Source organism: Cohaesibacter haloalkalitolerans, assembly GCF_003574655.1.
In the GTDB taxonomy this organism is placed as follows: Bacteria; Pseudomonadota; Alphaproteobacteria; order Rhizobiales; family Cohaesibacteraceae; genus Cohaesibacter; species Cohaesibacter haloalkalitolerans.
In genome coordinates this window covers 1-14,154 of record NZ_QNUM01000015.1, presented here as the reverse complement: position 1 = coordinate 14,154, position 14,154 = coordinate 1, and the positions used below count along the sequence as shown (strand labels likewise).

Annotated in this window: 13 protein-coding genes; 1 reads left to right on the top strand and 12 read right to left on the bottom strand. The window is 57.0% G+C overall.

Annotation, left to right across the window (positions count from 1 at the left end; translation table 11 throughout):
- Positions 1-97: 97 nt before the first annotated feature.
- The 8 genes from DSL70_RS21520 to DSL70_RS21490 all read right to left on the bottom strand — a co-directional run bounded on the left by DSL70_RS21520 (position 98) and on the right by DSL70_RS21490 (position 9,131).
- Positions 98-817 carry a response regulator transcription factor gene (locus tag DSL70_RS21520; protein WP_162916981.1) on the bottom strand — a complete coding sequence of 240 codons (720 nt, stop codon included), beginning with the start codon at positions 815-817 and terminating at the stop codon, positions 98-100.
- Complete coding sequence (locus DSL70_RS22380; RefSeq protein WP_162916979.1) at positions 814-2,046, bottom strand: GAF domain-containing sensor histidine kinase; 1,233 nt, start codon at positions 2,044-2,046, stop codon at positions 814-816. Before DSL70_RS22380 ends, DSL70_RS21520 begins: the two co-directional genes overlap by 4 nt.
- A gap of 163 nt (positions 2,047-2,209) precedes the next feature.
- Entirely contained in the window at positions 2,210-3,169 is a 960-nt protein-coding gene (locus tag DSL70_RS21515) for an ABC transporter permease (protein ID WP_119310046.1), read from the bottom strand.
- Positions 3,169-4,683 carry a sugar ABC transporter ATP-binding protein gene (locus DSL70_RS21510; protein WP_119310045.1) on the bottom strand — a complete coding sequence of 505 codons (1,515 nt, stop codon included), beginning with the start codon at positions 4,681-4,683 and terminating at the stop codon, positions 3,169-3,171. Before DSL70_RS21510 ends, DSL70_RS21515 begins: the two co-directional genes overlap by 1 nt.
- Before the next feature lie 2 nt (positions 4,684-4,685).
- The gene (locus DSL70_RS21505) at positions 4,686-5,711 is read right to left on the bottom strand and encodes an ABC transporter permease (protein ID WP_162916978.1); all 1,026 of its coding nucleotides are present in this window, start codon (positions 5,709-5,711) and stop codon (positions 4,686-4,688) included.
- A gap of 77 nt (positions 5,712-5,788) precedes the next feature.
- Positions 5,789-6,811, bottom strand: a complete 1,023-nt coding sequence (locus tag DSL70_RS21500) for a sugar ABC transporter substrate-binding protein (RefSeq protein WP_119310043.1) — start codon at positions 6,809-6,811, stop codon at positions 5,789-5,791.
- A gap of 74 nt (positions 6,812-6,885) precedes the next feature.
- Positions 6,886-7,791: an SMP-30/gluconolactonase/LRE family protein gene (locus DSL70_RS21495; RefSeq protein ID WP_425359370.1), complete on the bottom strand. Its 906-nt coding sequence runs from the start codon at positions 7,789-7,791 to the stop codon at positions 6,886-6,888.
- Between the two features lie 323 nt (positions 7,792-8,114).
- Entirely contained in the window at positions 8,115-9,131 is a 1,017-nt protein-coding gene (locus tag DSL70_RS21490; protein WP_119310041.1) for a zinc-binding alcohol dehydrogenase family protein, read from the bottom strand.
- Positions 9,132-9,595: 464 nt separating this feature from the next.
- Between DSL70_RS21490 and DSL70_RS21485 the strand changes: the two genes are divergently transcribed.
- Complete coding sequence (locus DSL70_RS21485) at positions 9,596-10,333, top strand: FadR/GntR family transcriptional regulator (RefSeq protein WP_119310040.1); 738 nt, start codon at positions 9,596-9,598, stop codon at positions 10,331-10,333.
- 162 nt (positions 10,334-10,495) lie between these two features.
- Here the strand turns inward: DSL70_RS21485 and DSL70_RS21480 are convergent, their stop codons facing one another.
- From DSL70_RS21480 to DSL70_RS21465, 4 genes are all read right to left on the bottom strand, one after another.
- Positions 10,496-11,779, bottom strand: coding sequence for a TRAP transporter large permease (locus DSL70_RS21480; protein ID WP_119310039.1), 1,284 nt, complete (start codon positions 11,777-11,779; stop codon positions 10,496-10,498).
- Positions 11,776-12,264: a TRAP transporter small permease gene (locus DSL70_RS21475; protein WP_119310038.1), complete on the bottom strand. Its 489-nt coding sequence runs from the start codon at positions 12,262-12,264 to the stop codon at positions 11,776-11,778. The genes DSL70_RS21480 and DSL70_RS21475 overlap by 4 nt, the downstream gene beginning before the upstream one ends.
- Before the next feature lie 77 nt (positions 12,265-12,341).
- The gene (locus DSL70_RS21470) at positions 12,342-13,316 is read right to left on the bottom strand and encodes a C4-dicarboxylate TRAP transporter substrate-binding protein (RefSeq protein WP_119310037.1); all 975 of its coding nucleotides are present in this window, start codon (positions 13,314-13,316) and stop codon (positions 12,342-12,344) included.
- A 432-nt stretch (positions 13,317-13,748) separates the two neighbouring features.
- On the bottom strand, positions 13,749-14,154 hold a 406-nt coding region (locus DSL70_RS21465), incomplete at its 5' end, for a mannitol dehydrogenase family protein (protein ID WP_205563513.1).

Here is a 14,154-nt window from a genome sequence, read left to right as displayed (position 1 = left end):
GGAGACTGGCGCGGAAAGCGCCTCAAAAAACAAGGCTGGCAGGGCTCTTAACAGAACCGGCCAGCCTTTTTGCCATTCTGCCCGGCTTGCGTTACGGCTATTCGTCAAACGCCAGTTCGTTGTTGAGCGCCTCAAGGGTCTTGCTGTTGATCTGCCGTGCCATCAGGGCCAGAACGACCGCCCGGTTGCGCCGGTTGAACACCGCACCGCCCTTGCTGCTCGGCACCTCGCTGATCCCCATCTTGGCATAGATGCTCTGCAACCGGCTTTGCACCGTGCGCATCGAGATATTGCGCCGCTCCGAAATGGCACTGTCCGTCAGCCCCAGCGCAATATCGAGCAGCACCTCATATTCCGCATCAGTGAGCGCGTGATAGCTGTTCTTGGCCCGCTTCTGGATGCCCACCACTTCATAGTCGATGATGGTCTGCCGGTCCTCGAAAATCCCCCGCATGGCCCTTTCAAGCCGATCAGACGACGAGGATTTGAGAAGATAGCCATAGGCGGTGTTCGACGGCGCCACCTTGGCAACACCGCGCACATAGGCCTCGTCAGCATAGTTCGACCAGAACATGATCGGCAGATCGGGAAAGTGGGCCCAGACCGCCTTGGCCACGTCAACACCGGTAATCTTGGGGATCTGCAGATCGAGAATGATGGCATCGGGACGAAACTTGAGCGCGAGCGCAAGACCCTCCTCGCCGTCGCTGGCCTCCTGCACATCGACAAAGCCCATGTCCGGATTGCTGACCACCTTGCGCAGGAATTCCCGGTGCAGCAGGTCATCTTCAACGATCAGTATCGAGCGTGCCTTCATAGCGCTATCGGCTCCCCTGCATCCTGGTCCCGAGAATAGGAAATGGTCAGCTCCGCCGGCTCGCCCGGACAGGAAAAGCGCACCTTCGCCCCGACCAGTGACGCCCGGATCTGCATGTTCAGCATGCCACCGCGGCTGGCGTAATTTTCCTGGCGATAGCCGCATCCGTTGTCCCGAAAGGAAATGATCAGCCTGTCATCATCGCTCCGGAAGGTGACGAGGAGACGGTCGCAGCCCGAATGGCGAATGGCATTGTTGCCCGCTTCCTGCAGGATGCGGTAGAAGACAATCCTGAGGCTCAGCGGCAATTCGTCGATGCGACCATCCGACTGGTCTACAAGCTCGACATCGATCTCCTGTCGCGCCGTCTTGATCTGTCGGTCAAGCTGGGCTTCCACCGCCTCCATCAGGCCGAACATCTCCAGAACCGTCGGCTTGGCGTCATCGACGATCTGCCTGAGCCCCAGAAGACAGCTGCCCAGCTCTTCTTTAAGTTCATCCAGCTCATCGCGATCAAGTTCATCCACCGAGCCCAGCCAGCGCAAGGTGCGTGAAAGATCGGCCAGCGTCTGGTCGTGCAGGTCCATGCCGATCTGGGCGCGGGCCCGCTCCAGCTCGTCGGTGACATAGCGCGCGCCGGTGCGCAGGCCTTCCAGCCGGGCGGCTTCCTTCACCCGCTCGATTTCCGCAGCCCGCACCAGCTCCGACTGCCACAGGGCGAAGAAATAGGGACCGATGAGATCGCTCAGCAGCTTGGCATTCTCGATATGTTGCAGGGAATAAAGGCCGGGACGGGTGGAGGAAATCGACAGTGCACCGATCAGTTCACCAGCCACCCTGACCTGAACATGCAGGCGCGAGCGCAGCGTGTGCTCAAAGATCGGCTGGTTGAACATCGCGGCATTGTTGAAGCGGGTGTCCTCCATCGCGTTGGGGGTGATGAGATAATCCACCTTGCCCAGAAGGATGTCACGGATCGGGCTGGTGGAGACATTCTTCCGGTTGACCCCGCCCCACTCGGTCTGGATACCCGTTTCATAGGCGACGAGATTCTCCTTGGCCTCATCAAGGATCACCACATCGAAATGATTGTGTGGCAGAATCTCCTGAATCTCCTCGCTCATCGCGTCGATAACGGCCTGATAGCCGACACGACCGGCAATCGCGCGGGTGATATTGATGACCTGCTCTGTCGAAAATGTCGCGGGGATGGACGTTTGTTCTGTCATTGCAACACCTTAAACCAGAGCATTGGAGACGACAACACAAACCGGCCGTTGATCCTCCGCTCGCATCTCAGCGCCCGCACCAGACCGGCGCCCTGCCAGAAACGGCACAAAGAGCGGCGGAGCCGCTCCCTGATTTTCTCTTGGCAACCGGCAGAGCCGGTCGCTAGGCAACCTTGCTGTTGGCCCATTCTGTGAGGGACAGCGCAATCACGATGATGCCTCCCTTGATGATCAGCTGATAGTCGATCGGCACATTGAGAATGTTGAAGCCATTGTTGAGCACCGCAAGGAACAGCACGCCCAGAATGGTGCGGGCCACAGACCCCTTGCCACCCAGAAGGCTGGCACCGCCCAGCACGACTGCGGCAATCACATCCAGCTCCGTGCCGAACTCGCCATAGGTTGCCGCCGCAGTGTGGACCTGCGAGCTCTGAATGATACCGGCCAGTGCCGCCCCCATACCACAGATGACGTAGGTCATCATCTTGACGAGCTTGACGCGCCGGCCCGAAAGATAGGCCGCCCGTTCATTGTCACCAACAGCCGCCACCTGCAGCCCGAAAGTCGTGCGCTTCTGGATGAAGATCAGCAGCAGGCTGACTGCAACGAAAATCCAGATGGCAAACGGAATGCCGAACAGGAAGCCATTGCCAATGAATTCGAACCCAGGCTGTTCGCGCACCAGATGCAGATCCGGCCCACCGGCAAGAAGCGCGCTGCCCCTGACAATGGACAGCATGCCCAGCGTCACGATCATGGCAGGCAGACTGAACAGCGCGATTACCAACCCGCTGATGGCTCCGGTCACCGCCCCCGTCAGGATGCCCAAGACCACCGCCGGAAACAGCGGGAAGTGGGCGATATGAAGCAGGAAGAAGACCACCAGCCCCGATGTCGCCAGCACCGGCCCAACCGACAGGTCGATGCCGCCGGTCATGATGACAAAGGTCATGCAGACCGCCATGATGCCGGTGATCGACATCTGATAGATGATGGCCGTGAAGTTGGCCGGAGTCAGGAACACCGGCGCCAAAGCGCCAAACAGGCCGATGACAATCAGCAGCGCCACCGGCATGGCATAGGTCGGGATGGCGGTTCTGAGGTAGGAAATCAGGCTCAGCATTACTTGTTTCCTCCACTGATCTGAAGCACCAGTTCTTCCTGGGTGATGTCATCGGCGGCGCAGGTCATGGTCATCCGACCGGATACCATGACGGCAATACGGTCAGCGATGGCCATCACCTCTTCCATGTCGGAAGAGACCAGAAGGATCGCCGTTCCCTGTGCGCGCAATTTGCGCAGAATGGCATAGATCTCGGCCTTGGCTCCCACGTCGACACCAACCGTCGGCTCGTCGAGGAACAGGATCTTCGGTTCTATTTCCAGCCATTTGCCGAGCAGCACTTTCTGCTGGTTTCCACCGCTCAGGCGCTTGACGATTTTGCTGCCATCCGCCGGCTTCACATTGAGGTCGCGGATCTGGCGCTCGGTCAGCTCCCGCACAGCCCTGTTGTTCCAGAACCCCCACCGGGAGACCTTGTCGAGCGCGGCAAAGATCAGGTTGTCAGACACCGAATGATCCAGCAGCAATCCGTCTCGCAGCCGGTCTTCCGGTACAAAGCCAATGCCCGCCGCGATGGCCTCTGAAGGTGAGGAGTAGCGCACCGACCGCCCCAACACGTCCAGCGTTCCGGCCGAGAATTTGGCCGAGCCGAAAATGCTGTGCAGCAGCTCGGTCCGCTTTGACCCGATGAGACCGGTAAGGCAGAGAATTTCGCCCTTATAGAGATCGAAGCTGATATCTTCGAAGGTGTTGGTCATGCCCAGATCACGCGCTGAAAGCAGAATCTCGCCGGTTCCCTTCGGATGCCTTGGCTCGGCGGCTACCGATCGCGAGGCTTCCCCCAGATCGTTGCCCACCATGCGGTCAACCAACTCGGGGCGGGTGATCTCATCAATCGACCCGTTCCAGACCACGGCACCGTCCCGCATGACGGTAACGGCATCGCAGACCTGAAACACTTCGTCGAGAACATGGGAGATGTAGACCAACCCGACCCCGAGCGCCCGCAGGCGGGCAATGGTGTCGTGCAGCTTGCGAACTTCCGAATGGGACAGCCAGGCCGTCGGCTCGTCCATCAGGATCACCTGCGCGTCAAGCGCCAACGCCTTCAGGATCTCCACTTCCTTCTGCTTGACGGTGGCCAGCGTCGACACCTGAGCATCAAGATCAAGGTCGATATTGTATTTCTCAAGCAGCGCTTCCGCCTTGCGGCGCTGCTCGGTCGCATCAATGAAGCCGAGTTTGGTTTTTGGCGGCCGACCGAGGAAGACATTGTCCAGCACGGTGAGCGCCGGGATCAGGTTGGAGTGCTGATATATGCAGGCCACCCCAAGCTCCAGCATGGCCAGCGGACTGCCCGCTGGCGCCAGTGTACCATTGACATGAACCTCGCCACCGGTTGGTCGATGCGCCCCGGTGAGGATCTTGATGAGGGTTGACTTGCCCGCGCCGTTGCTGCCGCACAGGCCATGGACTTCCCCCGCATGTATGGCAAAGTCGGTCTCCTGCAGGGCAACAAAGCGCCCGAAGGTCTTGCTCAGCTTCCTGCCTTCAAGAAGGATCTGTTTGGACATGATCAACTCCCACTCTGCATGGCGCGGGCCTTGCGCATTCGGAAGTCGGACAGAAGCTTGTCATATCCGATCGCGCCAATGAGGATCAGGCCAGAAATGATTTGCTGGACGAACTGCGAGATGCCGAGCAGCGTAAGGCCAAGCAGGATGATGCCAAGCAGCATCGCGCCGATGATCGGCCCGAAGGCGTTGCCGATGCCACCCTGCAGGCTAATGCCGCCGATGACCGCCGAGGCAATGGCCGTCAGTTCCATGCCGTTGCCGAGCGCCTCTGTTGCCGTTGTCAGGCGCGTCACCAGAATGATCGCGGCAATACCGGCGCTCAATCCGGACAGGCCGTAGGCGCTGAGGATCGTCAGCTTGACATTGATACCCGCCAGCCGCGCCGCTTCCGGGTTGCCGCCGACGATCTTGAAATTCATGCCGAACTGGGTCTTGCTGTGCATCGTCTGGATGATGATGAAAATACCGACCAGCAGGAAGAAGGACAGCGGCAGCCAGGGCATCTCCATATACTGGTCAAGCCCGGTGACACCGCCGATATCGAGATAGGAATCCATGCCCGTCAGCCACGGGTCGGTGATCGGTCTGGTCGCCATTTCCGGAAACAGTTGCCGACCTGAAATCGCATAGACGACACCACGATAGGCCGCCAGCGTCGACAGCGTCGCAACAAACGGCTGCAACCGCAGCCAGACGACCAGCGCCCCGTTCAGCAATCCGGCCAGAAGGCAGACCAGCAGCACCGCCGGAATGACCACATAGCCCGGAACCTCATAGATGACGCTGAGGTCGAACAGCACCATACCGCCAAGCGCCATGATAGAGCCGATGCTCAGATCGATGCCGCGCACCATGATCGGGAAGGACTGCCCGATCGCCAGCACCGCAATGAAGGAATAGCCAACGAGCAAATTCTCCAGATTGGATGCGGTATTGAAATGCGGGGCATAGAAGCAGAAGAAGGCGTACAGAAGTAAGAAAAATGCCAACAACTCGATGTTGGGCAACTGGCGGAGGCGTACCATATTGAGAACCCTGCGCGAGAGGTGAGTGGAAAAAAACCGCTGCCCGATGGGCAGCGGCTTCAATGGACAATGCCGAACTACCAGCGCTGGGCTGGCTGAATGGAACCGACCGTCTCGGACGTTGCGATGACATAAGGCATCAGCAGCTTGCCCTGCTGTTTGAACTCTTTTGCTGTCACACCACCGGAAACGAAGACCGATGCGGCTGCGGCAGCAAAGCGCCCCTGCTGATAGACGTCGGTAAACTGGGTTCCGGTCAACTCGCCCCGTTCGATGGATTCAAGAGCGGCGGTTTCACCGTCGTTGCCAAAGATCACCATCTTGTCGAGAATGCCCTTCTGCTTGCAGACGTCAACGCCACCAAGCGCCATGGAATCGTTGACCCCGTAAACGCCCGTGATGTCGGGCTGGGCGGTCAGAATGTTGGACAGCACATCCTGAGCCTTCTTGCGCGACCAGTCGGCAACCTGATCAGCGGCGATCTGGATGTCTGGATAATATTTCTTCATGCCATCCACGAAGCCGTTGGTGCGCTGGTCACGGATGATGATGCCCGGAGGCGCATTGAGAATGGCGACCTTGCCCTTGCCACCCATCCGTTTGCCCATTTCCTTGGCAATATCCATGGCACCATAATAGTGGTTCATTTCCACATGGGCGGCATGTTCCTCGGAAGCATCGATATTGAGGGTGATGACGGCAATGCCGCGACGGCGCGCCTTCTTGATGGATGGCCCGAGCGCCACACTGTCAATGGGCTGCAGGAAGATGACCTTGGCGCCCTCGTTGATCAGCGTATCCATCAGGCTGACTTGAACCTCGACCTTGTTCTGGCCGTCCAGTTGCTGATAGTCGATGGTCTGCTGGGTCGAAAGGACTTCCTCCAGTCCAACGCTCCAGGCTGACGACACAGTGTGCGGCTGGATCTGCACAAAGGCCATCTTGACCCGTTCATCCTGTGCGGCCATGGCCTTTCCGCTCTCGCCGATGACGAGGCCGGGCGTTACCAGACCACTGCCAAGAGCGGCCGAGCCAAGCACCACTCCCTTGAGGAAATCACGGCGACCTTCCTGTTCGGCTCTTTCCTTCTTATTGGACATTTCTTACTCCCATTGAAAAATGTTCAACTCCGATTGTCAGTCCTGCCCGCCGGCCAGATCGCCGGCGGTCTTTCTTACTCACTCCCTTTGACGGCAACATAGACGGCATAGACGGATGTCGACGCCGTGATGAAGAGGCGATTGCGCTTCCTGCCACCAAAACAAAGATTTGAAACTGTTTCCGGTATCGCGATGTAGCCCTTGTGCGAGCCATCCGGCCCGTAGGTCTCGACCCCCCTTGCTGATGAAGACCATAGATTGCCCAGTTCATCAGTCCGCATACCATCGGGCACACCATGTTCGATCTCGGCGAAGACCCGCTGATTGCTCAACGACCAGTCCGGCCCAACATCGAAGGCAAAGATGTGATGATAGCCATCGCTATAGTGCGACCGGCTGGAGTCAGCCACATAAAGCGTTTTTTCATCCGGTGAAAATGCCAATCCGTTCGGCATTTTCAGCGAGGTTATCATGGCCGTCACAGCGCCGGTATCCGGATCAATGCGGTAGACATAGCAGCCCGCCTGTTCCGGCGTGCTCTTCTTGCCTTCATAGTCGCTGAGGATGCCGTAGCTCGGATCCGTGAACCAGACAGCCCCGTCGGAAGCAACGATGACATCATTGGGGGAATTGAGAGGTTTGCCATCGTGGCCATCGGCAAGGGTCGTGGTGCTGCCATCCCATTCGGTCCGGACAACCGAACGGGTCAGATGCTGGCATGAAACCAGTCGCCCCTGACGATCCCGCGTGTTGCCGTTGGAATTGTTGGAGTGGTGGCTGTAGACCCGACAGCCAAGCCCGGGCACCCACTGCCACTGGCAGTCGTTGGGAATGTCCGACCAGATGAGAAAATCTCCTGCGGGGAAATAGACCGGACCTTCGGCCCACAGATTGCCTGTATTCAGTCGCTCGATTGAAGCGCCCGGCAAGGTCAATTGCATATAGTCGTCGCTAAAACGATAGATCTCCGCTGTTGGCACGTTCCTGCTCCCACTCTCTTGGTCTTCGCGTTGACCAGAGGCTATCAGCTCCCGAATTCGGTCACAGGGTGGATATGACAAATCGCATGCGGATTCCCGCATATCTGCTGCGCCCTTTCTCGCAAGAAGCTCAGATTTCAGCAGTTTTTGAGCCGTTCCAGTTCACTCCTGGCCACAAGGACGCAGCGGGAATTGCACTGTCAGCTCGATGCAAAACAGGGGCGAACCGCTTTCACGCAATTCGCCCCTGCTTCGTTTCGGGTCAGACTTGTTTTCTTCCGGTCACCCCGGAAACTGCCACTAAGGGCAGGATAACGTCAGTCTCAGAGTTCAACAACCAGCTTGAGAACGTCGTTCTTGTTCTTTTCCCAATAAGGCAGCACGTCGGCGGCTTCATCCATCGGGAAGGTCTTGGTGATCAGCTTGTCCATGTCGTCACCCATCTTCAGCAGGGCAGCGATAACCGCATCGAAGTCTTCGCGCATGGCATTGCGGGAGCCCATGATGTCCAGTTCCTTGAGGTTGAAGAACTTGGTTTCATAGGTAACCGGAGCCTTGGAGTAGCCGACATAGACCACGCGACCGCAGAAGCAGGCAATGTCAACAGCGGTGGTGAAGGTGATCGGCAGACCAACAGCCTCGATGACCACATTGGCGCCGTTGTCGTCGGTCAGTTCGTTGACCTTCTTGACCAGCTCTTCACCGCTGAGGCTGAGGAACTCGGAAGCACCAGCCAGTTTCGCAATAGCTTCCTTGTCGGTGCTGGTATCAACGGCAATGACACGTGCGCCGCGGGCAGCAGCGCCCATGATGGCGCCAACGCCGATCATGCCACAGCCCAGAACGACCACGGTTTCGCCAGCCTGGGTACGACCACGGGCAGCAGCATGGAAACCAACGGAAAGCGGCTCGACCAGAACCTGACGTTTCGGACTCAGGCTGTCGTTCGGCACGACGCAATCGGCGCGGATGACCATTTTCTCGCGCAGAGCGCCATCGCGCTGAACGCCAAGGGTTTCGTTGTAGCGGCAGGCATTGTAACGGCCGGCGCGGCAGCTGCTGCAATGGCCACAGGCGGAGTAAGGCCACAGGATGACAGACTGGCCGATCTTCAGATCCGCGCTGACATTGGCTCCCTTTTCGATGATGAAGCCAGATGCTTCATGACCGGGAATGCGTGGCAGCTGAACCAGCGGGTTCTTGCCCATATAGGTGTTGAGGTCACTGCCGCAGAAGCCAACGTAAGAGACCTGAACGACCACATCGTCCGGCCCCATGGTCATTGGTTCGACATCGCGAACTTCACTTTTCTCAGCATCTACAATGCAAAGCGCTTTCATCACTTAACTCCTTAGCGATATTTCTTTCGGGAACGGCACCCGCCCCCAATTCTTGGTATTGGTTTCACGCCCGGGCAGGAGACCTTTGGAACCACTCACCTCTTGAGGGGGATTGCGGTGGAACCAAGCGTCTTGGGAGGATTTGGCCTGTGATAGATGGCTCTACGTCAATCGTCAGGCCCGTCTCGACCGCCCGGGCATGTTTGATAACTCTTGGATGCTTCTCAACGCATTTTAAAGATAGCTCCCATGAATACGGAAAAATTCAGTGTTTTACCTGATACTTTTCTCAAATATCCATCATTGATGGGATGTTTATGACATATTCATGGGATGAATGTCAATAACTGCTGGAAAATTCGGGGTGATTTGTGCCAATTTTTTGCCATTGATAGGATCATTGACTTACGGCCACCAATTGCTAATGTGTGGTTCCGACATTCTTTGAAGAGGTGCCCACAAACATGAGTAGCCCAAAGGTGGATTTGGCCATTTCACTGGTTCAGAACCTGATTCGTTCCGGTGAAATCAAGCCGGGGGATCGACTGCCAAACGAAACCGAATTCTCGGCCCAGCTCGGTGTTTCGCGCAACTCTCTCAGAGAAGCCGTTCGCGCCATGAGCGCGATGAAAATTCTTGAAGCCCGGCAAGGCGATGGAACCTATGTCTCCGGACTGGATCCGACCCAGATGATTGAAACCCTGCGCTTCGCGGTTGACGTCTCCGGGCCGGAAGCCGTGCTCTGGTTCCTCGAAATCCGCATCCTGATGGAACTGCACACCACGGCCATCGCCGCCGCCCGGCGCACCAAGGCCGATCTCGACCGGCTCAAGAAATGCCACATGGCGATGGTCAGGGCCGAGGACACGGACACCCTGCTCAAGAAGGACTCCGAGTTCCATCACATCATCGCGGAAACGACCAAGAATCCGATCATGGCATCCCTGCTCAATGTGGTCTCCGCCCCTGCCCTGCGTGCCCGCATCTGGCGCAACCGGCTAACCGAAAGCGCCACCAACAACCTGCGCATCGAGCACGAAGCCGTGCTCAACTGCATTGAGGCTCAGGATGTGGAAGGAGCGAAATACGCCATGTATGCCCATGTTTCCGGTGTGCAGAGCTGGGTCAGAAACAACCCCGACTTCTTTTCCAAGAATGGCGGCGACAACGAGGCCGATACGGCCCCGGAAGCTGCGCGTTAAAAGGCGCCAAGCGCCCTTGCTGCTCCATGCTCAGGTCCCCGCGTCATGCCACTTTGCCTCTCGACAGCCAAGGCCATCTTGACCGACATCGCAAACAGCCAGACATGAAAAAAGCCCCGCGGATCGCTCCACGGGGCTTTTTGATTGGTGTGTTCCTGAAGCCTACTGGCTCATGTGTGGCAGCAGCAGGGAGATCTCCGGAATGAAGATCACCAGACCAAGCGCAATGAACAGGGCGATGTAGAACGGCACCGCAGCCTTGGTAAAGCGCATCACGTCCACATTGGCGAGTTGCGAGACAACCAGCATCACCGTACCAACCGGCGGCGTCAGCGTGCCGATGGACATGTTGAGGATCATGATGATGCCGAAATGCACCGGATCGATCCCCATGCTCATCAGGGTCGGTTTGAGCAGCGGCACCAGAATGATCATCAGCGCCGTTCCTTCGATCAACATGCCGAAAAACAGAAGGGCAATGTTGAGCGTGATAAGGAACAGATACTTGTTGGTGGTGAAGTGGGTGATCATCTCGGCGAATGCCAGACCGGCCTTTTCGTTCGAGAAGATCCAGCCAAGAGCACCACTGGCCATGATGATCAGCAGCACGGATGCCGTGGATTTGCCAGCGGAATAAACCGAGTTGAGAATGTCACCAAAGGTCATCGTGCGGTGCAGCAGGGTACCGATCAGGATGATGGCAAGCACAGCGACAGCACCGGCTTCCGTTGGCGTGAAGATGCCAAGACGGATACCGCCGATGATGACGATGATCAGCAGGAAGGCTGGCCAGGAGCGCAGCAGCGTAATGCCAGCTTCGCGTGGGGTCGGACGCTTCATGCTCTTTGGCAGATAGCCGCGCTTGACCGAAACCAGATAGGCGGTGACCATCAAGAGGAAGGCGCAGAGCAGGCCGGGTATGATACCAGCCATGAACATGGAGGCAACGGAGACGTCGGCGATCAGCGCGTAGATGATCAGCGCAATTCCGGGAGGAATGATTGGCGTGATCAGCGAACCGGCAGCGGTAACAGCAGCAGAGAAGCCACGGTCATAGCCATGACGTTCCATTTCCGGAACCATCATGCGGGTCAGCATGGCGCTGTCGGCAAGGTTCGATGCGGAAAGACCGCCCAGAAGGCTCGATACCAGAATGTTGGTCAGGGCAAGACCACCACGGATGCGGCCAACCATCAGCAGCGCAACGTCGATGATGCGCTCGGCAACCCCGGAGTGGGCCATCAGCGTGCCGAGCATGACGAAGAATGGAATAGCCAGCAGCGATGTGTTCAGCGCCGGTGCGATGAAACGCTGGATGGCGATTTCAGGCGGCGTGAAGGAGAAAAAGGTGAAGTAGCAGAGAACGGCCAAAAGGATGCCGAGATAGAGGCGCATGTTGAGCGCAAAGGCCAACAACATGAGAGGGATGATCCACAGCCAGGTCATGCTGCTTCTCCTTCGTTGTTATGTTCTTGATGGTCCAGTCCACGGATTTTCTTGACCATGTTGATGGCAACGAAGACCGCTGCACCGACCATGCCAACCGGTACGGCAATATCGATCCAGTACCAGGAGATCTTCAGCACGCCCGTCAGCTTGAATGCAACACGGTTGGCAAGGCTATGCCCGAGATAGGCGATATAGAGCAGCAGCCCGATCGAGAACAGGGAAACCACCACCGAGCAGATCAGTCGGGTCTTTTCTCCCATCAGCTCTGTCAGGAATGCGATGGAGAGGTTCTCGCCATCCCGCTCGGCGCACATTGCTCCGACCATGACAACCCAGATCATGGCAAGGCCGGACGTTTCTTCCATCCACAAAATGGGATCTTCCATCCAGTAGCGCATGAAAACCGAATAGGAAGTAGCCAGGACCAGATAGGCAAGTGGCAGGCCCAGCAGAATCGTGAAGATTCGACGCGTTATAGACATTTGAATTCCGTTTCAAGTCAAGGCGTTGAACGTGCCTGCCGCAGGGACTGCGACAGGCAGAGGCATTGTATCGGAACTTACTTCAACTGTTCCTGGATCTTGTTGTAGAGACCTTCGCTCCACTCAGGGAACTGGGAGTAGACAGCCATTGCCTTTTCGCGGAACGGTGCTACGTCAGGATAGATTACTTCCACACCAGCTTCCTTGAACTTCGCAATGAAGTCTGCTTCGCTTTCAGCGGCCAGCTGCTGGCTGTAGACGCCAGCGTCGTAAGCGGTCTGATGGATCAGTTCCAGATCTTTCGGATCAAGGGTCTTGAAGAAGGCTTCACCACCGATGAACACGGACGTGTTGGTCAGGTAGTTGATCATGGAAAGATACTTGGCTTCTTCCTGGAACTTTGCACCGTAGATAACGGCAAGCGGGTTCTCGACACCGTCGATGATACCTTGGGACAGAGCCGTGTATGCTTCACCAAGCGGCATCGGGGTCGGCGTGCCGCCCATGGCTTCAATAGCCTTGATCTGCATGACGTTATTCGGAGTACGGATCTTCAGACCCTTCAGGTCTTCAGGGGTACGAACCGGTTTGTTGGCGATCAGTTCACGAACACCATAGAGGTAGTTCTTCATGACCAGATGAACGCCTTTTTCGTTCAGTTCCTTTTCCTTTTCCTTGAACCAGTCGCTCTCGTAGATAGCGAAGAGCTTTGCCGGATCTTCGGTCAGGTAAGGGCCAAACAGAATGCCAAGGTCTGGCACAAAGTCGGCAAGAAAGCCAACGTCACTGATGGTGATGACGTTGGAACCGAACATGGCCTGCTCGGTCACGTCCTGCTTGGAACCCAGCTGGGAGCTAGGATACAGCTCAAGCTTGATGGTCCCGTTGCTTTTTGCTTCGAGATCCTTGGCCCATTTGTTGACCACGATGTCGAGCGGTTCACCCGGGTTGTTTTCGTAGGCAACCTTGATCGTCACGTCAGCCCAGGCAGCGCCAACCATAGTCGTCAAAGCCACTGCGGCCGCCAATGAGTATTTCAGCAGAGTTTTCATAATCCCTCCCATGTATGGATCTTGAAACCAATAAGGCCCGTCTAAGCGTGTCTTGCAAAGGATATGGGGGTCGAGCCTCCAGCCCTCCATTTCATCCCATGATTGACATAAAATGCGCAAGAATGTCAACTTTGATTCCCAATTAATCTGCATGTTTTCCGATATACATCCTATGTTTTGCCGATTTGGTAAAAATCATATGCAAAAGACCATATCCGAGAAAAACACACGAACCGGCGGATCGATTTCAGGAAAAAGTTGCCCGCAATTCCAGAGAAAATTCTGTGCATCTTGAGGGAGAGCCCATGCCCGGGCAGGCAAAAGAAAGAAGCCCGAAAGCTTTCACACTTCGGACTTCCTGAAAACTGACAAGGATGCTGGCAGGCCGCGCCCGCCAGCATCGCTTTCATTGTCTAAAAGACACCAACTCGCTCAGGCATTGACCCACTTGGTGAGGTCATCAAGAGCGAAGGATCCCTTGGTCAGGAATTCATAGGCATCGGCCACGGCGGCAACGAGGGTGTCGGACGCAAGGGACTTGCCCCAGATGCTCTCTTCGGCGAGATAGGCCTTGACCATCGCGGCAACACCATCACTGTCCTTCAGCGCACCGATCTTTGCCATGGTCGCAATCACATCCTCGGCATCACGCGGCGGCAGCTCGGCACTGCCCGCAAAGGCGCCGGTGTAGAAGGCAAGCCAGGCGGCCAACGACAGGCTCATGCAGCGCGGCGCCTTGCCGGTGGCAGCCATTGCACTCTCGAAACGCGGCAGGTTGCGGGTGTGGAACTTGGCCAGACCGTTGAGCGAGATGTCGTACCAGCGATGCACGATGAAT